The sequence below is a fragment of the Flavobacterium pectinovorum genome (assembly GCF_006438875.1).
In the GTDB taxonomy this organism is placed as follows: domain Bacteria; phylum Bacteroidota; class Bacteroidia; order Flavobacteriales; family Flavobacteriaceae; genus Flavobacterium; species Flavobacterium pectinovorum_A.
Window position 1 is genome coordinate 275,953 of sequence record NZ_RCZH01000003.1, and the last position, 23,956, is coordinate 299,908.

At 32.4% G+C, this 23,956-nt stretch carries 24 protein-coding genes; 8 read left to right on the forward strand and 16 right to left on the reverse strand.

Features of this window, described 5'->3' with window-relative positions:
- Position 1: 1 nt before the first annotated feature.
- The 6 genes from EAH81_RS05585 to rsfS all read right to left on the reverse strand — a co-directional run bounded on the left by EAH81_RS05585 (position 2) and on the right by rsfS (position 4,839).
- Complete coding sequence (locus EAH81_RS05585; RefSeq protein ID WP_140504665.1) at positions 2-271, reverse strand: acyl-CoA-binding protein; 270 nt, start codon at positions 269-271, stop codon at positions 2-4.
- Entirely contained in the window at positions 272-925 is a 654-nt protein-coding gene (locus EAH81_RS05590; protein ID WP_140504668.1) for a phosphatidylserine decarboxylase family protein, read from the reverse strand.
- Complete coding sequence (locus tag EAH81_RS05595) at positions 915-1,805, reverse strand: phosphatidate cytidylyltransferase (protein WP_140504670.1); 891 nt, start codon at positions 1,803-1,805, stop codon at positions 915-917. The genes EAH81_RS05590 and EAH81_RS05595 overlap by 11 nt, the downstream gene beginning before the upstream one ends.
- 1 nt (position 1,806) lies before the next feature.
- Entirely contained in the window at positions 1,807-2,412 is a 606-nt protein-coding gene (locus EAH81_RS05600) for a lactate utilization protein B/C (RefSeq protein ID WP_140504672.1), read from the reverse strand.
- A gap of 114 nt (positions 2,413-2,526) precedes the next feature.
- Positions 2,527-4,452 carry an ATP-dependent zinc metalloprotease FtsH gene (gene ftsH / locus EAH81_RS05605; protein WP_140504674.1) on the reverse strand — a complete coding sequence of 642 codons (1,926 nt, stop codon included), beginning with the start codon at positions 4,450-4,452 and terminating at the stop codon, positions 2,527-2,529.
- A 15-nt stretch (positions 4,453-4,467) separates the two neighbouring features.
- Entirely contained in the window at positions 4,468-4,839 is a 372-nt protein-coding gene (gene rsfS / locus EAH81_RS05610; RefSeq protein WP_007809313.1) for a ribosome silencing factor, read from the reverse strand.
- Positions 4,840-4,932: 93 nt separating this feature from the next.
- Between rsfS and EAH81_RS05615 the strand changes: the two genes are divergently transcribed.
- Positions 4,933-5,661 (forward strand): biotin--[acetyl-CoA-carboxylase] ligase, encoded by a 729-nt coding sequence (locus EAH81_RS05615; RefSeq protein WP_140504677.1) that lies wholly within the window; start codon positions 4,933-4,935, stop codon positions 5,659-5,661.
- A 188-nt stretch (positions 5,662-5,849) separates the two neighbouring features.
- Here EAH81_RS05615 and EAH81_RS05620 read toward each other — a convergent pair whose 3' ends face one another.
- From EAH81_RS05620 to pyrE, 3 genes are all read right to left on the reverse strand, one after another.
- Positions 5,850-6,506: a hypothetical protein gene (locus EAH81_RS05620; RefSeq protein WP_140504679.1), complete on the reverse strand. Its 657-nt coding sequence runs from the start codon at positions 6,504-6,506 to the stop codon at positions 5,850-5,852.
- Positions 6,507-6,992: 486 nt separating this feature from the next.
- Positions 6,993-7,385, reverse strand: coding sequence for an SRPBCC family protein (locus EAH81_RS05625; protein ID WP_140504681.1), 393 nt, complete (start codon positions 7,383-7,385; stop codon positions 6,993-6,995).
- A gap of 244 nt (positions 7,386-7,629) precedes the next feature.
- Positions 7,630-8,274, reverse strand: a complete 645-nt coding sequence (gene pyrE, locus EAH81_RS05630) for an orotate phosphoribosyltransferase (protein ID WP_074657329.1) — start codon at positions 8,272-8,274, stop codon at positions 7,630-7,632.
- A gap of 7 nt (positions 8,275-8,281) precedes the next feature.
- Between pyrE and EAH81_RS05635 the strand changes: the two genes are divergently transcribed.
- Entirely contained in the window at positions 8,282-8,893 is a 612-nt protein-coding gene (locus EAH81_RS05635; protein ID WP_140504683.1) for an NUDIX hydrolase, read from the forward strand.
- Positions 8,894-9,489: 596 nt separating this feature from the next.
- Positions 9,490-10,032 (forward strand): methyltransferase domain-containing protein, encoded by a 543-nt coding sequence (locus EAH81_RS05640; RefSeq protein ID WP_241676515.1) that lies wholly within the window; start codon positions 9,490-9,492, stop codon positions 10,030-10,032.
- A gap of 457 nt (positions 10,033-10,489) precedes the next feature.
- Here EAH81_RS05640 and EAH81_RS05645 read toward each other — a convergent pair whose 3' ends face one another.
- Genes EAH81_RS05645 through EAH81_RS05655 form a run of 3 tightly spaced genes read right to left on the reverse strand, consistent with a single transcriptional unit; the run spans position 10,490 to position 12,790 of the window.
- Positions 10,490-10,837: a cyclic-phosphate processing receiver domain-containing protein gene (locus EAH81_RS05645; RefSeq protein WP_140504687.1), complete on the reverse strand. Its 348-nt coding sequence runs from the start codon at positions 10,835-10,837 to the stop codon at positions 10,490-10,492.
- A 32-nt stretch (positions 10,838-10,869) separates the two neighbouring features.
- Positions 10,870-11,364 (reverse strand): hypothetical protein, encoded by a 495-nt coding sequence (locus EAH81_RS05650; RefSeq protein WP_140504689.1) that lies wholly within the window; start codon positions 11,362-11,364, stop codon positions 10,870-10,872.
- A gap of 43 nt (positions 11,365-11,407) precedes the next feature.
- Positions 11,408-12,790 (reverse strand): energy transducer TonB, encoded by a 1,383-nt coding sequence (locus EAH81_RS05655; protein WP_140504692.1) that lies wholly within the window; start codon positions 12,788-12,790, stop codon positions 11,408-11,410.
- A 783-nt stretch (positions 12,791-13,573) separates the two neighbouring features.
- Between EAH81_RS05655 and EAH81_RS05660 the strand changes: the two genes are divergently transcribed.
- The 3 genes from EAH81_RS05660 to EAH81_RS05670 all read left to right on the forward strand — a co-directional run bounded on the left by EAH81_RS05660 (position 13,574) and on the right by EAH81_RS05670 (position 16,266).
- Positions 13,574-13,993 (forward strand): helix-turn-helix domain-containing protein, encoded by a 420-nt coding sequence (locus EAH81_RS05660; protein ID WP_140504694.1) that lies wholly within the window; start codon positions 13,574-13,576, stop codon positions 13,991-13,993.
- 233 nt (positions 13,994-14,226) lie between these two features.
- Positions 14,227-15,645 (forward strand): hypothetical protein, encoded by a 1,419-nt coding sequence (locus EAH81_RS05665; protein WP_140504697.1) that lies wholly within the window; start codon positions 14,227-14,229, stop codon positions 15,643-15,645.
- Between the two features lie 9 nt (positions 15,646-15,654).
- A complete protein-coding gene (locus EAH81_RS05670; protein WP_140504699.1) occupies positions 15,655-16,266 on the forward strand; it encodes a hypothetical protein in 612 nt (203 codons plus the stop codon).
- A 185-nt stretch (positions 16,267-16,451) separates the two neighbouring features.
- Here the strand turns inward: EAH81_RS05670 and EAH81_RS05675 are convergent, their stop codons facing one another.
- The 3 genes from EAH81_RS05675 to EAH81_RS05685 all read right to left on the reverse strand — a co-directional run bounded on the left by EAH81_RS05675 (position 16,452) and on the right by EAH81_RS05685 (position 20,565).
- Positions 16,452-17,684: a hypothetical protein gene (locus tag EAH81_RS05675; protein WP_140504702.1), complete on the reverse strand. Its 1,233-nt coding sequence runs from the start codon at positions 17,682-17,684 to the stop codon at positions 16,452-16,454.
- A gap of 325 nt (positions 17,685-18,009) precedes the next feature.
- Positions 18,010-18,633 (reverse strand): hypothetical protein, encoded by a 624-nt coding sequence (locus EAH81_RS05680; RefSeq protein WP_140504704.1) that lies wholly within the window; start codon positions 18,631-18,633, stop codon positions 18,010-18,012.
- A 204-nt stretch (positions 18,634-18,837) separates the two neighbouring features.
- Positions 18,838-20,565 (reverse strand): M14 family metallopeptidase, encoded by a 1,728-nt coding sequence (locus EAH81_RS05685; RefSeq protein WP_140504707.1) that lies wholly within the window; start codon positions 20,563-20,565, stop codon positions 18,838-18,840.
- 313 nt (positions 20,566-20,878) lie between these two features.
- On the opposite strand from EAH81_RS05685, the gene EAH81_RS05690 reads away from it, so the two are divergent.
- Complete coding sequence (locus EAH81_RS05690) at positions 20,879-22,228, forward strand: DEAD/DEAH box helicase (protein WP_140504710.1); 1,350 nt, start codon at positions 20,879-20,881, stop codon at positions 22,226-22,228.
- A gap of 345 nt (positions 22,229-22,573) precedes the next feature.
- Positions 22,574-23,020: a hypothetical protein gene (locus tag EAH81_RS05695; RefSeq protein WP_140504712.1), complete on the forward strand. Its 447-nt coding sequence runs from the start codon at positions 22,574-22,576 to the stop codon at positions 23,018-23,020.
- A gap of 164 nt (positions 23,021-23,184) precedes the next feature.
- Here the strand turns inward: EAH81_RS05695 and EAH81_RS05700 are convergent, their stop codons facing one another.
- Positions 23,185-23,763, reverse strand: a complete 579-nt coding sequence (locus tag EAH81_RS05700; protein ID WP_140504714.1) for a PhnA domain-containing protein — start codon at positions 23,761-23,763, stop codon at positions 23,185-23,187.
- Between the last annotated feature and the right edge of the window lie 193 nt (positions 23,764-23,956).

Genomic DNA, 23,956 nt, shown 5'->3' on the forward strand with positions numbered 1-23,956 from the left:
GTTATTTTGATGTTATTGAATTAATGATTTCTATATAGCATTCTTTAGCTTCATCAATTGATATATGGCTTATTTGCATCCATGCATTTGTTTTGAAAGCATCACGTAAATCAAAATTCTCAGATTGATTGTACACAGCTGTTCCAAACGTTGCCTGTTTGTAATACGCATAAAGCCTTAGCTGCACATCTTGTGGCAATGAGGCTTGAGTCATTTTCAAAGCAGTATCTACGGCCTCTAAAAAACGAGTATCTAAATCTTTTTCGGTCATTTAAGCTTTTGTAGCAATAATGGTTTTTCCTCCAATTGCTTTTTGGTTTAATACTACATTAATTGGAGTACCTAAAGGTAAAAATAAATCTACTCTTGAACCAAATTTTATGAAGCCGGCATCAGTTCCCTGAACAACCTGCATTCCTTCTTCTGCATAATTTACAATTCGGCGTGCCAGCGCACCAGCAATTTGTCTGTATAAAATCTGACCGAAAGTTTCGTTTTCGATTACAACAGTTGTTCTTTCATTTTCCTCGCTTGCTTTTGGATGCCATGCAACTAAAAACTTACCAGGGTGGTATTTGCTGAATTTTATAATCCCGTCCATTGCATAACGAGTAACGTGTACGTTTATTGGAGACATAAAAATAGAAACCTGTAAACGTTTGTCTTTAAAATATTCACCTTCATATACTTCTTCTATAACTACAACTTTTCCGTCAACCGGAGCAAGAATATGATCGATGTTTCTAATGGCGATTCTTTTAGGGTTTCTAAAGAATTGTAAAATTATGATAAGAACTACTAAGCCGGCAAATTGCACAAGCATTCTTAGCCAGGTAATATCAATAAACTTGTCAGCAATTAAAAGTACAGCTACTGCAAAAACAGTACCTAATAAAATGGATGGGGCTCCTTCTTTATGAAACATAATATAAAATTTGATAAAATAAAAATATAATTGGTGCTACAAATATAACACTATCTAATCGATCTAGGATGCCTCCGTGTCCTGGCATAATGGAACCACTGTCTTTTACTTCGGCAATTCTTTTGAATTTTGATTCGATCAAATCACCGATCGTTCCAAAAATACTAACAATCAAAGCAATAATTGTCCATATTAAAATAGATCTACTGCTAAAATCAGGATTAGGCTGAATGTAGAGTTTGGAAATTAAAAAACCGGCAAAAGCAGCAAAAACGGCTCCTCCAAGAAATCCTTCTATTGTTTTTTTAGGCGAAACACGTTCAAATAATTTATGTTTTCCAATAGACTTTCCAACTAAATAAGCAAAGGTATCATTTGTCCAGATTAAGATAAATAAACCAAGGATAATTTTAGGATTGTAATTATTAGTTCCAAATGAAATTTTTACAATAAAAACAAAAGGAAGTGTGATGTAGCCTAATAGATATAAGTATTTAGAAGAAATACTGATTTTTTGTACAGAGTCGTAAAATAAGAATAAAATACATTTGATTGATATTACAATAGTAACAGCAAGAAGTATTAAATCTAATTGTTGAATATTTATTTCTAAATCAAAATTTGATTTAAATAATTGGTTTAAAAAGGAAGTAGTTTGTTTGTTGTAATGACTAATTAATATAATAACGGCATATAACAAGGTTCCAAATAGTATAGAAAATACTTTATTTAGGTTTACCAAATTGCAAAATTCGTAAATTGTAATAATTAGGAAAATGCCAAAAAGAACGATAAAGCTTTCGGTAGAAAACAGAATAGACGTTAGTAATAAAGCGATATAAACAGCACCAGAAATGGTTCTCTTAAGTGTTTCATTCATCTTAAAGGTCTTCTAAGAGCAATAAATATAAATTTTTGGCAACGCTTCCGTATTGCGTAAAATCTTCTTCTTTTGCTTTTTCGAAATATTTTATTGTGGTAATGTTAGTAGGATAATCTCTTTCGTATTTACGTTTAATAGCACTTAAACCGTCACTTTTTATAGAAAGGATCTGACTTGTTGTAGCAATAATTACAATATTTGCAGGTAATTCGTTTGGTTTGTTTTGTCTGATTTGTTTTGAAGAAAACAAAATAGAACCTTCATCAGCAATTAGATTTTCGCAGCTTGCTAAAAGGAATTTTGGTCTTGTTGGTGCAATATAAAGTAACTTGTTTTCATCTAGTAAATGAAAAAGACCTTGTTCATAACAAAGCACTTCACTTTCGAACCAATCGTTTTCTTCTAAAATATTTTCAAATTGTTCCGCTACTTCTTGTTTGTTTTCGCAATACAAAAACTTACCTCCATTTTTCTTAAAATTGAAAATGAACCTTTCGTCTATAGACAAATGGCTATCCTGGATGGAATTGCCAGCATATTCACTTTCATTTTCGTCGTCAGATGCGGCATCGCTTGAACCAAATATTTTTTTGAAAAAATTCATTTTTATATGAAATACTTTACATGTTAATTGAAAACGTTCAAAGATAAAAAAATCTTAATTCAAAAGGCTATTTTGAATTAAGATTTTAAAAAATATTACATATTTCTGAATAATTTACGAAACCACTTCTTCTAAATTTTTATCAAAAGTACGTTTTCCGAAAATTGTTTCTAAGTCATCTTTGAAAATAACTTCTTTTTCAATTAATATATCAGCCAATTGATTTAGCTTGTCTTTGTTTTCCTGAAGAATCTGAATGGCTCTTTGGTATTGACCTTCAATTAATTCTGAAATTTCTTTATCAATTACTTTAGCCGTTTCATCAGAATACGGTTTTGAGAAATTGTATTCGCTTTGTCCGGTTGAGTCGTAATAAGTAACATTTCCGATTTTATCATTCAAACCGTAAATAGTTACCATAGCACGAGCCTGACGTGTAACTTTTTCTAAATCGCTTAATGCACCAGTCGAAATTCTGTCAAAAGTTACTTTTTCAGCAGCTCTTCCACCCATAGTAGCGCACATTTCGTCTAACATTTGATCTGTTCTTACGATTTGTCTCTCTTCCGGTAAGTACCAGGCCGCTCCTAAACTTTGTCCACGAGGGACAATAGTTACTTTAATAAGTGGTGCAGCATGTTCTAACATCCAGCTTACAGTTGCGTGACCAGCTTCGTGAATTGCAATTGCTCTTTTCTCTTCCGGAGTAATAATTTTATTTTTCTTTTCAAGACCACCAATGATTCTGTCTACAGCATCAAGGAAATCTTGTCTGTCAACTGCTGTTTTATTGTTACGTGCAGCAATCAATGCAGCTTCGTTACAAACATTTGCAATATCAGCACCAGAGAATCCCGGAGTTTGTTTTGCTAAGAAATCAAGATCAAGACCTTCAACTTTTTTGATGGGAGCTAAGTGTACTTTAAAGATTTCAGCTCTTTCGCGAATGTCCGGTAAGTCAACAAAAATTTGTCTGTCAAAACGTCCGGCACGCATTAAAGCTTTGTCAAGAACATCAGCTCTGTTTGTTGCTGCCAGAACAATTACGTTAGAGTTTGTACCAAAACCATCCATTTCTGTCAATAATTGGTTCAAAGTATTTTCTCTTTCGTCATTTCCGCCTGACATATTGCTTTTTCCTCTTGCTCTACCAACGGCATCAATCTCGTCGATAAAGATAATAGCAGGAGATTTTTCTTTAGCTTGTTTGAATAAATCACGAACACGTGAAGCACCAACTCCTACAAACATCTCTACGAAATCAGAACCTGATAAAGAGAAGAAAGGTACCTGAGCCTCACCGGCAACAGCTTTTGCAAGCAAAGTTTTACCAGTTCCCGGAGGTCCTACGAGTAAGGCTCCTTTGGGAATTTTACCTCCAAGATTCGTGTATTTTTCAGGATTTTTCAGAAATTCTACAATTTCTTGTATTTCTTCTTTAGCACCTTCTAAACCTGCAACATCTTTAAATGTAGTTTTGATATCTGTTTTCTCATCAAACAATTTAGCTTTAGATTTTCCAATGTTAAAAATTTGTCCGCCACCGCCACCTGCGCCACCTGACATTTTACGCATAATGAATATCCATACACCAATAATGATGATAATTGGAAGTAAACTAATTAGAATATCGCTCCAGTTATTTTTTTGCAAGAAATTAAAATCTTTCAGTTTGCCTTCGCCAACTGCTTTTTCTAATTTAGTCTGAAAAATTTGATCGTTACCAATTTCTAAAGTATAGTGAGGACCTTTATTTTCATTTTTAAAAATATCTTTAGATACTTTCTCGTTTGCTTTGTCTTTAAGAGCAGCAGCAGTTAAATATACTTCGGCTTCAGCCTTGTTGTAAACGATTACTTTTTCAATTTGTCCTTTTTCTAATAAAACGTTGAACTTAGAAGAAGTTAATTGAGCAGGTTCGCTTAAGTTAGATCCTCCGGTTGCAAAACTTATAAATAAAAAAACTAAAAGTATTGCGGTATATATTAACCAAGGACTTATTTTAAATTTACTCGGATTTGGATTATTATCTTTAGCCATTAGAAAAAATTTTCTTTAGTATTTGTTTTCGATTGTAGTTATTTTGGCGTCACCCCAAAGGCTTTCGATATTATAGTATTCACGAATGTGTTTTTGGAAAACATGTACTACGATATGCACATAGTCCATTAGGACCCATTCTGCATTATCGGTTCCTTCTACGTGCCAGGGTTTATCTTTTAAGTCTTTAGATACTGTTTTTTGGATTGAGTTTACAATGGCGTTAACTTGGGTATTAGAACTTCCGTTGCAGATAACAAAATAGTCACAAACAGCCGTGTCTATTTCTCTTAAGTCAAGAATATCGATATCATTTCCTTTTACTTCTTCAATCCCTTTGATTATGTTCGCCAATAGAACATCATTATTAATCGTCTTTTTCGCCATGAATTATTTTATATGAATTTGTAAAGTTACCAAATTTTGTGATTATTTTTGAACCTTAACAAAATATTAAATTAAGTTATTTAAATTACTTAAATGAAACTAATCAAACTCGATGCCATAGATTCAACAAATGATTTCTTAAAATCATTGTCAAGCCAAGATGAACTTGAGAACTTCACCGTCGTAACAGCTGAAAATCAGACAAAAGGCAAAGGACAAATGGGGGCGAAGTGGCAGTCAGAATCAGGTAAAAACTTAATTATGAGTGCCTTGGTAAAGGATTTTCTATATGATAATGAACAGGTTTTTAATCTGAGCATAATCGTGTCATTAGCAGTAATTGAGGTTTTAAAAACGTTAAATATTTCTGATTTAAGTATAAAATGGCCAAACGACATTATGTCATATAATAAGAAAATTGGTGGCATACTAATCGAAAATACCCTAAAAAGTGATGGCAGGATTGTGTCAGTTGTCGGATTAGGACTAAATGTCAATCAAACTAATTTTGATGAATTGCCAAATGCTTCTTCATTGGCAGTAATTGCAGGAAAATCTTTTGACAAAGAGGCGTTGCCAATTTTAATCATCGAAAAAATTAAAGAGAAAATCGAATTATGGGAAAATAATTCAGAAGGTTTTTGGGTAATTTACTTTGAGACTTTATTTAGAAAGGGAGTTCCAATGCCTTTTAAAAATCTTTCAGGGCAAAACTTCATGGGAATTATTCAAGGTGTTTCTTCGGTTGGAAAGATTCAGATTCTATTGGAAGATGATTCTGTTTCAGAATTTGATATCAAAGAAGTGCAGATGCTTTATTAAAGGAAGGTTCTGAGGTTCTAAGTTGCAAAGGTTCAAAGGTTTTATGTAGAGACGCACAGCAGTGCGTCTAAATTGTTCGAAAATGAAAAGTCTTTTTGCCACAGATTTCACAGATTAAAATGATTTTTAAATTAGAATAATCCGTGTAAATCTGTTTAATCCGTCAAATCCGCGTGCCATTTTAATAATTAAATCTTCAATAATTTATCCGTTTTTGGCGCTATTTTTCTATTCCAATAAACAATATAAAAAGTTCCTAAGATTGAAGGCGTCATCCAGGCAATCATATTTCCAATTCCAATTCCGGCAACGATAAAGGCAGTTATGGATGCAATCAAGGCTCCAATCATTTTTCCGATATGTTTAGAAAGCCAGTCTTTATTAGAAACTGAAAGGTTCTTGAAAAATATAAAATCTTTCACCGTCATATAAAACCCAAAACCACCAAAGAAAGTAAATAGAATTCCATTTTCGACACCATTTATTTGGCAATAAAGCCCAATAGAAATCATTATTACAGAAAAGAATAACATACTTCCCGAAATTAATTTATCAGTAAAATCGGCTTTTGTTTTGCGTTTAAAACTTAAGGCACGATTTCCGGAAATCACAAGATAAATGGTAAACAAACCGATTAAGAATAAAAATATATTCTGATGTTTTGGCATCCAGCAAATCGGAATTGAAATTAGAGAACTGGTTATCATTCCTATAGAAAATAATTTCCCCATTGTCTTGTGTAATGATCCTCCTTTTTTGACCAAAATACTTCCAATTCCGGTAATTAGTCCAATTCCTCCAAAAAAGGCGTGAATGTAAATTAAAATCTTGATAGTTGCTTCCATTTTTAGGTTTGTTAGTTTTGATGGATCAAACTTCGTATAATAATTTATCGTAGAATAATTTATAGTTCTGAACTGTAGGTTTTTGAGGATGAATCGGAGGTTTTGCCACGAAGACACTAAGGCACAAAGCTTTTTTGTTTAGAGGTGCAAAGGTTCAAAGGTTTTCTGTAGAGGCGCACAGCAGTGCGTCTAACGGACGTTTTGCCACGAAGGCACTAAGACACAAAGCTTTTTTATTTATAGGTGCAAAGGTTCAAAGGTTTTCTGTAGAGGCGCACAGGAGTGCGTCTAACGGACATTTTGCCACGAAGGCGCTAATAAGGCGCGAAGTTTTTTTAGGATAATCATACAAAGTCGCAAAGAAAAAACATAAAACTTTGTGTCTTCGTGCCTTCGCAGCAACCCCAAAAAAAAAGCCCGATCGTTAAATCAGGCTTTAAATTTTATGTAATCGAGAATTAATAATCAACAATCAATAATCAACAATTATAATTTCGTCATATTAGTTGCAAGAGTTTCAATGAATTTGCTAATTGGCCCTTTGATCATCATTGCCATCATTGCATTAAATTCTCCTTCAAATTGAAGTTGAACAGCACTTTCAGAATCCGAAACGCTTTCGATATTTGAAACCAAAGTAAAAGGAAGTTTATCACTTGCAGCTCCCAAAACAATTTTATTTGGAGCTACTTTTTCTTTCATTTTTAGTTTTATTTCCGGCATACCTTTCAATCCAAAAATAAAAGCATCTTCGCCAATCACTTCGAATTTAGCGATATTATCCGGCATTAATTTTTCAAAATTCCTAACATCAGTCAATAAATCAAATAAATCTTGAGCTGATTTCTGAACAGTAACTTTTGGACTTTCTAAGTTCATAATTTTTTATATTTATTTTTTTACCACAAAGGGCGCAAGTTTTTTTTATGTTGTAAAACTTTATAATCGCGATCCCGATAGCTATCGGGACGCAAAGCTTTATCTATGATTAAATCCCAATTTTTTAAAATTCCAAAAAAGAGCGAAGCGATTTTTTAGTAAAATCTAAAATCTAAAATCTAAAATCTAAAATCTAAAATCTAAAATCTAAAATCTAAAATCTAAAATCTAAAATCTAAAATCTCTAATCCTGTCCCCAAGTCGATGGAATTGCGTTCCATTCCTGCAAAGTAGATTGTTGCTCTTCAGTAATATATTGTTTTTGAACCGCTAGGTCCAATAGGTTTTCGTAATTGCTTAATGTATACAAATCGATATTAGCATTTTTAAAGTTTTCTTCGGCAACACCAAAACCATAGGTAAAAATCGCTGCCATACCTTTAATATTGGCACCTTCATTACGTAAAGCTTCTACAGCCATCAAACTACTGTTTCCTGTACTGATTAAATCTTCAACGACAACAACATTTTGACCTTTTTGTAAAAAACCTTCAACTTGATTCTGTCTTCCGTGTTTTTTTGCTTCCGGACGCACATATACAAATGGCAATCCAAGGCTTTCGGCAACAAGAATTCCAATACCAATGGCACCTGTGGCAACACCGGCAATGACATCTGGTTTCCCAAATTGTTTCTCAATATTTTTCGCAAACTCATCACGAACGTAATTTCGGATGATCGGAAATGAAAGAATTAACCTATTATCACAGTAAATAGGGGATTTCCAACCTGAAGCCCATGTAAAAGGATTTTCGGGATTCAATTTAATTGCATTTATTTGCAAAAGCAATTCGGCTGTTTTTTCGGCAGTATCTTTATTAAAAATCATAGTACAAATGTATAAAGTTTTTGTGAACGACAAACCACTTTTTTTGACAAATGAAATCTCAAGAGAGACTAATTTTCAATTATTCCTATTAGAGAGTATTGATATCGAGCAGCTTATAGTGAAAATATTTCAAAATAAAATTCAAAAGGCTTATTTATATCATCCCGATGAAAAGGAAATAATGAAGACATTAAAAGCCAAAATTCCTGTACAGAAAGCGGGAGGAGGCTTTGTGTACAATAAAAAAGGCGAAGTTTTATTCATCTTCAGAAACGGAAAATGGGACTTACCAAAAGGCGGAATCGAGAAAGGCGAAGAGATTGAAGCCACCGCAATGCGCGAAGTCGAAGAAGAAACCGGTGTAAACCAACTTAGAATTACCAATAAACTCCAAAAAACATATCACGTTTTTAAACGTAACGGAAAATACAAACTCAAAATCACGCATTGGTTCGAAATGTTTTCAGATTTTGAAGGAACTCCACAAGGTCAAGCCGACGAAGGTATCGAAAAAGTAGCCTGGCTAAATCCGGAACAAATCAAAGAAGCCCTTAAAAATTCTTATGAAAACATTAAATTGTTGTTTGAAGAAGAGAATAAAGTTTCAGTTGAAGAGTAAAGAGTGAGGGAAAATCTTAGCAACTTATTATCTCAGAACCTTAGTTCCTTACTCAAAAACTAGCTTTAGGCGCCCCATCCAAATAAGATTATCATATTTAAATCTTGTAAAACCCTAGCCAACGCTTTATTGCTGTACCGTTTATGTTTGCTAAATAAAAACTACTTTTCTAATAGTGCTTATTTTGTATTTATCATAAAACATCAACAAACTAAGAGCAAACCCCGTCTCTAATAGTTCCTTGTTGTAATTCCGCTATAAGAATTGCTGTCACACTAAATTTTTGATTTAAACTTTTTAACAATAGAATGAAAAATAATTATTAGCCCTTTTAATGCAAATGAGGACTAATTCATGCTATAAATCAAAAATTCACACTTATTGCTCCTTTAGATTGTGAAATCAGGACAACTAACACTATATTGCAAGAAAATACTTCGATAATAAATAGTCATCCTTATGATTATTGGTTTCTAAGAGTAATTGATTAGAAATATAATGATTATTTTTTTATGCCACGAAGAATATAAACAACACATTAAATGATTTTTAAATCCTTAAAAAAAAATATAGACATAGAAGACAGCGCGTTTAATATGTTGTACTCAACTCGAATCCGAAGACTTTCAGAACGACATTGGACTCCAGTTGCCATAGCCAAAATTGCGGCAGATTATTTGGTTGACAAACCCAACAAAAAAGTATTAGATATTGGCGCCGGAGTGGGAAAATTTTGTTTAGTAGGCGCGGCTTCTACAAAAGGATTTTTTTATGGAGTCGAACAAAGAGCATCACTTACCAAACTATCCCAAAAAATAGCCGAAAAACACCATGTCGAGAACGTAGAATTTATTCATTCCAATATCACCGATATTTCCTTTTCAGACTACGATGCTTTTTATTTTTACAATTCCTTTTTCGAAAACATAGACACTTCCTGTCCCATCGATAAAATAGTAGTTCCCAATAGTGAACTGTTTCTTTCCTATTCCAATTATGTAAGAGATCAACTCAATAAGACGCCAAAATACACAAGACTTGTAACCTATTGGAGCACGTGGGAAGAAATACCCGAAAGTTTTGATTTAGAATATACTGCCTGTGACGGAATCTTAAACTTCTGGAAAAAAAGGTCTTAGTTTATTACGGATCAAATGCAAATTAGAAGCTTTAGCAGGGCGTGCCACCATCCCGATAAGAGGGCAAATTACTTTGCGCTTATACGCCCTCTTATCGGGATGCTGTCAAGCTATACGCGCTACTTCGGTAGCAAGCTTCTATCTTTCACGCGAGCTACACTTTATGATTAGATTGTGTTCCATCGGAACACTTCATCGGTAGAAAAAAAAGGCATCGTGAGAAACATCGTCCCATTGGGACGTTTGAGAAATTGTATATAATCTGTATATGTTTTACCAATTATTATTTATAAAATCAAACGTTCCTACGGAACGTGAAAAAACACCGTATTTATTGGGCTGCCAATGAAATGTTCCGATGGAACAAAAACAAAATTATGAGATATTCTCCTTAACAAATAACTTTTGTCAAAGTTCAAAACTTTATCAAAGATTCTACGCGCAACTTTACCCCTTATTATAACTCATTTAAACTCTTCAAATGCTTAATATAATTATCCAGTAAACTTTGAATTTGCTGAGCAGCAACAGGATTTGCCGAATGAACATTAAATCTTAGATGCACTAAATCAAGTCCCGATTCATAAACCAGCCATTTTGCGGCAGCATATCCATCTTCGGCAATAAGATCATTTTCATCCAATCCTAAATCATTATCAAAACTAATTAATTCCGGAAGTCCGTTTTCAAGGATTACTTTTTTAAAATCATGAAAATTCCGAACTATAACAAAATCGTCGTCGGTCAGGTTTTTGTAAACCATTTTGACATCTCTTATATCATCAAGAAAAAGTTTGTATCTCATTATTTATATTTTGTTTAAAACTTTGTATATTTCTATTTAAATTGAAGAAGAGCATCATCAATTAAATGCTCAATTTCTAAAAAGTTATTGCAGAGTCCTAAAACATCTTTCTGAAAACTTTCTAAATCAAATTTTAGCCAACCTTCCATCAAAGTCAACGGACCATGATTTGTGGTTACATTTGACCAATTGTTTTCATAATTTTTAAAGTGTTTTCTAAATTCTTCAGCAAATTTTCTGCTTTGAATAGTATAACCTTTTAATTTTCTCAATTTCAAAGCATGAATATTGTACATAATCCTTTGTTTATGATTTGTACTATCATTTATCCACACCGAAAAAAAGATACGTGATTCGGCAGTTAAAGCTTCTTGCGGATTGTTTGACCACGCTTTTTTGTATAATTTTATAAAAGCAGAATCCATATAAACACCAACAGAAACCTCGACTGATTTCTCCTTCAAAAGTTTTTGATCAAGATGATTTGCTGCTTTTTGAAATTCATCCAAATAAAAAGAAATATCCATTACGTTTAATTTATTTATCCTAAGTCTTAATCTAACCGATTTCTCAATTAATGCGATTCAGTTTTTCCGTTTCATTTTTTAATTTTTCAAAAGTAACTTCCTGAAAAACTAAATCATTTTCAATTTTCGATGATATTTCGGTTTCTTTTACGGCCAAAAATGGTTTTTTGTAAAAATATTTAATCGCAAAAATGGTAATTTTTTCTCCTGATGGAATATTATTAAACAAGATAGTATCATCTGCCGAAAATCCTCTCATTACCGATTTAAAACGATGAAAAATCACATTTACAGAAGTTTTAGCATCAGTTTTTAAATTAATAACAAAATCTATTTTTGGCGATTCATCATAATTCCAAAAACGGTCACAGTTTATCATTCCTAATTTTGAGCTCCTAAGCAAATAATACTGGATACTTTCCGTATCTGCATTTTTCAACGTTTTATCATCATAAAGTGGTTTAACGTATTTCTGTGCACTTGATACAGAACTACTACGAACATCTTCATCTTCTTGTTTAATAGTAATTGGCAAATTGTAAGTCGTATTTACCGCAACACCATTTACTTTGCCAGGAATAAATTTTGGAAGTTTTTGAAGTCCTTTAATTACCGCATCGTCAACATCTTTTCGTATTCCTTTTGTTACTTGTATGTCCTTTACGTTTCCTTCTTTATCAATCACAAAACGAGTATAAACTTTACCATTAATATAGTCATCAGGCAATCTAATATTATTGCCTATAAAACTATACATTTTTTGAAGCCCACCCGGATAAACAGGCTTTTCATCAACCTTAGTAAATATATGATTCAAATCGACAGAATTTGCAGCCACACTCCAATTGATTTCATTGTTTTTCCAGTTTCCATTAAAAAGCTGCATTCCTTCTTTCTCGACTTTTCTTGGAAATTCAATTTCAATATTTTTATCTTTTTTCAATTCGCAGTTTTCCCCATTCGAAACAGCATTTATATTTAGCATTCCGCCGGTTTCAAGGAGTTTTCCATTCGAAATTGTCGAAAGTCGTCCCATCAAAATATCCGAAATCGTATAGTATTCTTTTACCGAAATTTTGATTTGACCAATTACACTTTTTCCGGTTTTCGACGAAATAAAACTATTGGCTTCAATCCTGATTCGGGTTTTTTCGGCACAGACAATCGTCGTATCTCTTGAAGTATTGATTAAAAAAAATTGCGCTTTTTTGTCATTTTTGATATAAAAATCCAACAGCATTTTTGTGTTCTCGGAATCATTTGCATCGGAATCAACTATAACCGAATCACTTTTTAGACTATCGGCAACACTTGTTTTTGTAGTTGACTTTGCAGGTTTAAAATCAGGATCATTTTTTGTGTTTTCATTTTTGCATGAAAAAGCAATGAAAAGAAGTATGAAAAACAGCGACAGTTTAATTTTCATCAGCAGTTTGTTTTAAAGATTTGGTTAGATTCTTACTCAAATGTAAGGCATTGTAATTGAATATTTTTACGGAAAGACAGACTATTAAATAAATCTTTAAAATTAGTTTTTGATACCAATTTGGGATGCTGTCAGGCTAGTCCGCTCCGCCGCGGCGGACAGCTTCTATCCCAATGTCATTAAGTTAGGAAAAAATCCAATGGAACAAATTTGTTTTTGTTCCATCGGAACATTTCATTGGTAGCCCAATAAATACGGTATTTTTTACGTTCCGTAGGAACGTTTGATTTTATAAATAATAATTGTTAAAAACATATACAGATTACGTATATAATTTCTCAAACGTCCCAATGGGACGATGTTTCTCTCGATGCATTTTTTTTTCTACCGATGAGATGTTCCGATGGAACAAAATCTAAAATATCTTAACGTAATGACATTGGGCTTCTATTCCTCACGTGAGCTACACTGATTTTTGTTTCAGGTTTCAAGTTTCAGGTTTCATGTTTCAAGTTTCATGTTTCAAGTTTCAGGTTTTCAATTTCGTCTTGCATCTTGCATCTTTATTCTTTCCTCTATACTCTTTCCTCTATACTCTTTTCACAAACATCCCTTATATAGTTTTTCTTTTTTAACTATTTCATGTCTCAAAAATCGTACTTTTGTTTAGCAAGCAATAAGTAATTATATTGTAACTCTACAAATCATTTTGATTGTATCGTATCTAACATAATATGTTTTTTATAAATTGCTTATTATTACCCTTAATATTATCTTTGAATTATGAGCACACTTACAAAATCAAACCATATAGGGCGAAAAATTAGCCGAATTCGTGAACTTCGTGACATGAAACAAGAAGCTTTGGCGCAGGCTTTAGGCACGAACCAACAAGCTATTTCTGCACTTGAAAACAGCGAAACGATAAGCGATGAAAAGCTTATTGAAGTAGCAAAAGCTTTGGGAGTAAGTGTTGAAGCCCTTAAAAACTTTTCTGACGAAGCCGCAATTAATTATTTTAATAATTTCTATGATAATAGTGCAAAAGGACAAATACTAAATAATTCTTGCAGTAATCTTACTTTTAATCCTTTGGACAAATTAATTGAAGCTTACGATGAAAATAAAAAACTTTACGAACGTCTAGTTCAGGCTGAAAAAGACAAAGTTGAATTTTTAGAAAAAATATTGAAGGATAAATAGTTTTTTATTCTTTCTACAATAAAAAAAAGCCTAATAAATTTTATGTTTATTAGGCTTTTTTTGTGCTTTTGGTTGAATGATTGCGAAGATTCGCAGAAGATGCGTCATAGTTTTTATCATTGTAAAGATTTGGCAAAATTTTTGTAACGCATTGCAAAAAAACACCATTTTTTTTGGAAAATTTAGTAAGAAATACCTAAACAGTAGTTTTTAAATACCTAAAATGTATACTTTTGGCTTTCGAAAGAAAAAACTGTAATAAAGGTATGAAAAATAACAAACTAGGAAAATTAAAAATTACAAAAAGAATATTCCTTTTTGTTTTAACGTTGGCACTAACCAATTGTCAGGACAGTGAAAATCTGACAACGCAGGAACAAAGCACAATTAAGACCGTAAGCATTAATGACGCTAAAGCATTTTTAACAAGGTCAACCAACAGCCCTTCATCTAAATTATCAAGTAGTGAAATAAGTAACCTTGAATTTGATAAAGCAACTCTGGAAAAAATAAATGGTAGCGATCAGCTATTGACTGTAATTCCTTTTGCAACAAATAACGAAGTTCGAAATGATCGTGTTTTGGTAGTGAAGATTAATGATGAAATAAGAAGCGTAATCTATAGTATGCAAGCTGACGAGAAACTTGTTCAAGGTTTTTTTTCTGGAAAGCTTTTTATATACTCACTCGAGGGCGATTTTATTAACGGGTATAGAGTAAAAGATGGAATTATTGAAACTCAATATGTAAAGAGTAACTCAACAACATCTTCAACTTCAAAAACAAATATAGTAGATTTAAAGGAAGTACTTGTTCCCCGCAAACCTAAACTCACAAACGGTACTGATTGGGACGCGATTTGGGGAAGTGCAGGTTCAAGTATGGGGTGGAGCCCTGTAGGTGGTGGTGGTGGAATGTCTTGGGATTCTACAGGAGGTGGTGGTGCCGGTAGTTCAAGTTCAACTACAGCTCCAATTGCTATTGAAAAACAAATCATTTCTGACAGTCTAAACAACTGTCCGAAAGAAGCATTAGAACAATTAAAAAAAGGAACAAATGCTAGTATTGCAAAAATATTAAGTAAATTGGGAGCTAGCAAAGTCTTTACTGTAACAATAAAATCAAGTTCTAAAGTCGTTAGACCAGCTTCATCAACTATTTCTAGCCCAAATAACTATAATATTGCTGTAAGTACAAATTACACAAGTGCGACAAGTTTATTTAGAGCCTCAAATTTATTACATGAAATTGTACATTGCTATTTTTTTAGCTTAGTTGATGACTATACTGCCAAAAATAACCCTGCAATTTTTAATGATTTTCCAACGTTATTTCAAAAATTTGTAGATAAAAAATATCCTGGTTCTAAAGACTCTGCCCACCATGATGAAATGGCAAATAGTTATGTAAATGCTATCGGTGCAGCATTACAAGAATTTCAAACGGGAATTGCAGTTAAGGAGGGGGAGACTCCAAATCAAATATATACTGATTTAGCATGGGGAGGTCTGCAAGAAGCTCCTATATTTATGCAAAAGTTTCCTGTAAATAGCGAAGAGTATAAGAGAATCATTGGTAGATATAATGGTGAGAGTACTAACTCAACTATTAATGGACAAACTCCAGCGGGAAAACCATGTAACACTAAGTAATATAAAATCATGAAAAAATATATCATTCTATTACTAATTTTGAATTTATCAATTTATGGATGCTCTTCTATTAAAGAAAATTTACAATCTCCTGTAAATACATATTTAAGTTCCAGAATTAAAAACAATGATACTATCATTGTCATTGCAAATAAAATAAATAATAATTATGCAATTGAACTTTTTAAAACAAGATCTCTAGTTCCAGTAACTGCGAATACCCTTGAAAATAGCGTCCTTTTAGATGATCCAAAATTCAATGAAAAATATTGGAGTGTGATGAATGAAAAATATCACAATGATAAAACAAAAGAAATTTGGTTGAAAAGTGATTTTTGGAACCAAAATGATTTTAAAAATCTTAAAATTAAATTTATAAAAGAAGTTGATTTTCCTAAACCTTGGATTTCTAATGAATATATGACTGAAAAAAAAGCTGAAGTTATTGTCTTCGCATTCTCTAATCCAATTCTTTATGACAATGGTAGATATGCAATATTTGCAAAATCTGAAACTACTACTAAAAAACAATTTAATGATCCTAATTGTATAGTTATAATGAAAATGGAAAATAAAAAATGGAAATTCGTACAAGAAATAAATGACGGAAATTATTATTAAAATTGCATTCTCTACTAGTAAGCAATAATATTTTTATCTCATTTATCTTTGTCAAAGTTGAAAACTTTGACAAAGATTTTACGTACAGCTTTGCGATCTCAGCGTTTTGTAACCACATTCAAAAATAAAAAACTTAGCGAACTTTGCGGTAAAATTACTTTGGCACGAACGTCCTGTTGTTTACATTATTCTTTAATCTGTCCTTGCAATTGAAATAATCCCGTTAATTGCATTCCAATGGTAAGATCTTCAAAACTCATGTTTTGTTTATTTACAAACATTTCAATTGTAAAGAAATCAGGATAATCTTCGTTCGTTATTAGTTTTACTTTCAAAATAAAACCTTCTGATTTTCGATTATCCATAACTTTTATTTCTCTAAAGTCTTCGAGTAAACCTATAAAATCGAAACAACCAAATTCAGACATTTCTTTATTGGGCATATACATCGTAAAAGTGTCACTAAAATTTGGACCATCTGGAGTATTTGAATCTGCAATATTCGAAATTTCTAAATGATAAATGATTCCGCTTAATTCAATGTTTAGTTTTTTTTCGGTTTTATATTTTTCTTTATTTAAGGCATAATCAGTAGCAAAATAAGTCAGTCCAAAAGTATCTCTTCCGTTTCCTGTAATAACCGCTTCAAGATTATTAATATTTTCCCATTCGTTGATTTGTTTATTTTCGACATCAATAAAAATATCAGTTTTAAGTAAAGGATACGTTGTGCGGGTTTCATCATCAATTGTTTTAACGCCTCTAAAAACAATATTGTCGAAGCTCATCTCTGAAATTAAAACCTCATCATTTGATTTTATTGTTTCCTGAATAAAAACCATAGCAGCATTATTAAGAAGAAATTCTTTGCCTCCTTCTTCTCTTAATCTGTCAAAACCAAAAATTCCAGCCCACATATCACCAACGCTTCCGTTATTGACTTTTTTTATTTTCAGCCCAATTTCGTTTTCAATTATTGGAGAATCTATGTATATTAACTCTTGAAAATACTCTTTCCCTTCTTTTAATTGCGTGTTTAAAATGAAATTGTTTTGTTCCTTTGAAAAATTCGGAAAACCTGCATACATGATTTCATCTTCTTTAAAAAAATAAGGCAAACCAATAAAACCGGATAAATTCTCAGCGGTTTTATATTGAATAGATATTGCGTTAAATTCCCCACTTTTATGTGAAACAGAATGATTATTATCGTTATTGAATTGTGAGTGAAAGAAAATAGTATAAGATTTTATCTTTTTTTCGCTAAGTCTTTTTTCAAATTCAACTTCCATATTATGAACAACATCTTTTATAAGAGAATTATAACTTGGATCTTTGGCGATATAAAGATATCCAATTATTTCACCATCATTTTTTTCGTAAGCCGCAATGGGAGAATAATTATTTTGAGTTTGCATACCTATAAACCGAACGATATATTCAGCGTAAATTTTAATAAAATCAAAGATTTCATCTTGGTTTTTTGGAGTAACAATATTTAGTTTCTCAGCATATATTTCATTAAGCGATTTTCCACTATGTTTAATCGTAGAAGCTGCGTTTTCTTGCGTTTCAAGTATTTCTTTTTTTTGTTTTTCTTCAAAAAGTCAAAAAGCCCCATTTTAGTATGTTTTAATTAGTGATAATTTTCTGAATGTAATATTGATTATTTGGGTTTGTTGCCAACCTTTGTCAAAGTTCAAAACTTTGACAAAGGTCTACAAGCATAGCTTTGTGGCAAAATTACTTCGGCATAAAGCGACTTGGATCTTCTTTGTCTATTGTTTCTTCGACATGATTTTCGATTTCGATTTCTTTTTCATCTTGATTGATTTTTTCAATGACAATTTTATTTTCGATGTTTCCGTGAACTGTTGAATTAACCGGAACAATATCACTCCAAATTTCCCATTCTCTTCTGATTTTTAGTAATTGATACAAATACGGAATCAATAAAAGGATTTCGAATCTTAGATTTAGTTCGTTTTTTCCACCTTTAGATGCTACGAAAGGTAAAATTACCATAACCGTAATACATACAATTAGCCCAAAAATGGCATCAATAATTCCGCATTTTACAGCCCAGTCTTTTTCCGTCCAAAGACCGTAAGAAACCACTACTTTAAAAATAAGTATGGCGTGTATTAATATACCAAGCGGCGAAAAAAACACAGTGCTTTCCAGACCATAAATGGTTGATTCACCAATTTGTGATCCCATTAAAGTTCTTATAAATATCATGCAAACTCCTAAAAACCCAAGAAGTAAAAAAAGAAAAACAAAAAACTTTATCCATTTCGGGATTAAATCACGTCTTCTTCTTGTAGATAAATTTTTTACTTTGTTGGCATTTAAAACGGTTTGCATGTTTGTTTTTAATTGGTTGGTTACTTTTTCAAATGTAAATGATTTAACTAACACAATATTACGGGAAGACGTAAAGGAATAATAAACTTAATCTTTGTCAAATTTTTAAACTTTGACTAAGATTCTACCCACAAAGCTTTGCGATCTCTGCGTTTTTCAATACAATCAAAAATAAAAAACTTAGCAAACTCTGCGGTTAAATTATCACAACAATCTATAAACAGGATATTGCAAATGCGCCTTTTCATAATAAACCGAATGTTTGTAGATCCAGTCTAATTGTGCAGCAGAATTTTTAGCAAATTCAGCGTCGTTTTGTTTTTTAGATTCTAATTCGGCTTTAAGAGTTGGATTGTCTTTTAGCAATTTTGCCGCCGTATCTTCAAAAATATATTCAGAATAATGTTCTTTTTGCTGTAAAATAGGATCGAAGAAATTCCAATTAAAAAATGAATCAACACCTTCAGGTTCAAAAGCTTCAACTAAGTATTTTACACCTTTTTGAGTTGTTGGAACTATATAATCGCCTTTGGCAAAAGCCATTTTTACAACTTTAGAATTTATACTGGTATTGAAGTGCAAATAATGTCCTTCATAAGCATTTGGAACCGTTTTAAAATCGGCAATTTTATAGCTTTCAACTTCAATGATAGTGTCATTTTTAAGTTGAGAATAGGTAATATTATTGTTCTTCAAAAGCTCAATGATATTCCAATAACCGCGCGGAATGATATAAGCAAAAGGCATAACAACGTCTTTTACTGATTTGAATTCTTTAATATACGGAACGTCTTTTTTATAAGGTTTGCTTCGGTCATAATACAAACGATTTCCGGTTGTGGCTTCACTTTTTTTGTAACCCGCTTCATATCCTAAAAACGTAAACTTAGTTGCTTTGGTACTATCCAATTCCCATTTTAAAGTATAGGGCTTTTTAGGCTGATATTGTTCCAGGTTTTTAATTCTAAGTTCTTTGATTTTTTGGTAGTTTGCATCCGTAAAATCCAAAGTTGATTTGGTGTATTCGTACGTCATTTTTACACGTTCGGCATATTTTTTCAGCATGTGTGTTTCAACCACAAAACCTATTGTATTAAAAAGCGAAGTATAACCCGTTGTATATCTTGGACTGTCTACAAACTGCCCAAAACCTTTGTCAGGAGTGTCTTTAAAAGAATCTACATAAGGCGTAGTTTCAATTTTCTTTTGCTGTAAATCTTTTACCAAAGCCGGCATCATTTCGGTATTCATAAAATCGCCCAAAGCAGTTCCAAGTTTATTATGCTGTGTCATAATATAGGTTAGTTTGTATTGATAATCAGATCCGTTACTGACGTGATTGTCAATAAAAACATCGGGATTTATCTTTTGGAAAATCTCCACAAAACTCTTTGTATTTCGAGTGTCGGATTTCATTAAATCGCGGTTCAAATCGTAGTTTCTGGCGTTTCCTCTAAAACCATAAATTTCGGGTCCATCCTGATTGGCTCTTGTAGTCGAATTTCGATTCAAAGCTCCGCCAATATTGTAAACCGGAATCGTAACCAAAACGGTATTTTTAGGCGCTTTAAGTTTTCCAATTGCCAAATCTCTGTAGAACTGCATTGTTGCGTCGATTCCGTCAGGTTCTCCGGCATGAATTCCGTTATTGATAAAAAGTACTGCTTTGTTTTTCTGAATTTTCTCAAAATCAAATTCCTTTTCAGGATTATAAACCACCATATGCAATGGTTCACCGGAATCGGTCAAACCCATTTCTTTAATTTGAATTGTCGGAAAATCATTGGCAAGAAGTTTATAATACTTTATAGTTTCTTCGTACGAAGCCGATTGATTTCCGTTGCCTTTCTCAAAAAAAGTGTCGTATTTTTTATTGTTTTGGGCAAAAATTGCGATTGTAAAAAGTAAAATAGGAAGGGTAAAAAGTTTCATGATTTGGGTTTTAATAGAAAAATCAAATATAATTAAATTTAGTTTCAGGTTTTTGTTTGTTTTGTTTCAAGTTTCAGGTTGAAATGAGAATAGAGCAGCTTTAGCATTTTACCGCAGAGTGCACAAAGTTTTTTATTTTTTGATTGTGGTGAAAAACACAGAGATCGCAAAGCTTTGTGAATATAGCTTTGTGAACTTTGCGTAAACCTTTGCCCACTCTGCGGTAAAGTCTCAAAGTAACTTTCTCTCATTTCAACTTGAAACCTGAAACAAACAAAAACCTGAAACAACTTTTTTTGACTACTTTTGCAAAATGAATAAAAAACACCATTCCAATAACATACTTTCGAATTTAGGAATTGAGACCCTAAACGAAATGCAAGAAGTAGCGCAAGATGCTATTTTAAACGATAACAATGTTTTACTGCTTTCTCCAACAGGATCGGGAAAAACATTGGCTTTTTTACTGCCTGTTTTAGAATTATTACAGCCTGAAATTCTTTCGGTTCAATGTTTAATTTTAGTGCCTTCGCGCGAATTAGGTTTGCAAATCGAGCAGGTTTGGAAAAAAATGGGAACGCAATATAAAGTAAACATTTGTTACGGAGGTCACTCAATTGATACTGAAATAAAGAATTTGAGTAATCCGCCTGCAGTTTTAATTGGAACTCCGGGAAGAATTGCAGATCATATTGACAGAGATACTTTTCGTACCGATAAAATTCAGACTTTGATTTTGGATGAATTTGACAAATCATTGCAATTGGGTTTCCATGAGCAAATGTCCTATATCATTGGTAAATTAACGAAGCTTAACAAACGTGTTTTGGTATCTGCAACTTCAGATATTGAGATTCCAAGATATACGAGGGTTGTTAATCCTACTGTTTTGGATTTTATTCCTGAGGAAGAAGAAAAAGCAAATCTTTCGATGAAAATGGTTGTTTCACCAGCCAAAGATAAATTAGAAAGTTTGTTCCATTTGATTTGTTCGTTGAAATCACAATCGGCAATTATTTTTTGTAATCACCGTGATGCGGCAGAACGAATTAGCGACACGCTAAATGAAAAAGGGATTTATTCGACCTATTATCATGGTGGAATGGATCAGGATGAACGTGAGCGTGCTTTGATTCAGTTTAGAAACGGAAGTATGAGTTATTTAATCACAACTGATTTGGCGGCTCGTGGATTGGATATTCCGGAAATGAAACACGTAATTCATTATCATTTACCTTTAAAAGAAGACGAATTTACGCATCGTAACGGTCGTACGGCTCGTATGCAAGCTTCCGGAACGGCATATATCATTATTCACGAAAGTGAAAAAAAAATGGATTATATTGACTACGGAATGGAAGTTTTAAAAGTTGAAAATACGACTACTTTGCCAAAACCACCCGAATATCAAACAATCTATATTAGTGGCGGAAAGAAAACAAAACTGAATAAAATAGACATTGTTGGTTTCTTTTCTCAAAAAGGGAAATTAGAAAAAGGTGACTTGGGTTTAATCGAGGTAAAAGATTTTATTTCATTTGCAGCTGTTAGGTATAATAAAGTAATAGACTTGCTTAAAAATATCAAAGACGAAAAAATGAAAGGCAAGAAATTCAAAATTGAAGTTGCCAGAAAAGTGGTAAAGAAAGAGGAGGAAAGATAGATTTTTTGTTTCAAGTTTCAGGTTTCAGATTTTTTTTCAGAGCTCCACGTCAAAATTGTAAACTTTGACGAAGTTTAGAAGTGAGATTTGTACCAAAATAGCATTGATTTAAGTGCGTTTTGAAGTGTAATTGCAACTAAATATCGGTCCTTTTCTGAGGAATTAATATTGTTTTAGGTGGTTTTAATTAATTGAATTTCAGTATTTTAATTGAATATTGTAATGGGATTTGATTAATTTTGAACAACAATCTTAAATGAATGTTAATAAAATAACGGTTTAGGTTTTAATTTATCATAAATTCTGCGTTTCTTGTGCTGGTAAATAATAAACCCCAAATTAATTATGAAAAGAATTATTACGATTGCTATTTTGTTGTTTAGTTTTGTGTCTTTCGCACAAATTAAAGTTATTGAAACTGTACCGGTTGAAAAATTAGGAAAAGTAAATAACAACTATATTCAGAAAATTGGAGATGAATATACAGTGTATTACACAAGTATTCAAAATGATGATGAATCTTCAAGTTTGAGAAAGTTTACATTTAAAAATGTTAATAATGATTATGCTAATCTTTATAGCATTATTGTAAATGGTTTTACAGCAAACCCTTTATATGATATTAAATTAGAATTACCAAATAACTATATTTGGTTGCATTACACAGGAAGTGTTATTCCTGAAAAAGCAACAGTTCAGTTTATGGTTGGATCTAAAGATGCTTCTTCAGCGACAAGCAGCGTTTCTGAGCCATTTGTAAAAGATCAGATTAGTAAATTATTCCAAAAATAATTTATCCTCATACATACAAAAAAAGGGCTATTCATTTTGAATAGCCCTTTTTTTGTTACAGTTTACAGTTTACAGTTTACAGTTTACAGTTTACAGTTTACAGTTTACAGTTTACAGTTTACAGTTTACAGTGTGACTGAAAACTGCGACTGAGACTGAAAACCTTATATCTTCTTCACATACTGCGTGATAATCACAATTTGCTGACCATCAACTTTTCCTTCAATATATTCGGCATTTTCGTGGTCTAAGCGGATGTTACGTACGGCAGTTCCTTGTTTGGCAACCATACTGGAACCTTTTACTTTTAAATCTTTGATTAAAACCACAGAATCTCCGTGTTCTAATATTACGCCATTACTATCACGGTGAACGATTTTGTTTTCGTCCTCTTCGCCTTCGCCTGTTGCTTGTGCCCAAGCCAAAGTATCTTCGTCTAAATAGATCATATCAAGTAATTCCTGAGGCCATCCTGCGGCACGCAAACGGCTTAACATTCTCCACGCAACAACTTGCACCGCAACATTTTCATTCCACATACTATCGTTTAAACATCTCCAGTGATTTAAATCGACATTGTCCGGGTTCTCAATTTGGTCAATACAAGTACTGCAAGCCATTATACTTTCGTCAAGACCACCTTTTTTAGTTGGTAATACCTCATATAATTTTAGGTTTTCCTCCGCGCCACAAAGTTCACATTTCGATCCGCTACGTTTGTTTAATTCTCTTTCGATGCTCATTATTTTTGTTTATTTAAAAATGCGAAATTACTTATAATTCGCTTTGCTTGCAAGTTTATGTTTTTGGGTTTTGTTTTTTGCCCGCGAATTTTACGGGTTGAACGGATTAATGCGGGTTATTATTATGGATGGATTTTAATCCATCATTACAAATAATTTATGCGTAAGGCTTTTTTTAGCGAAACTGTCTTTG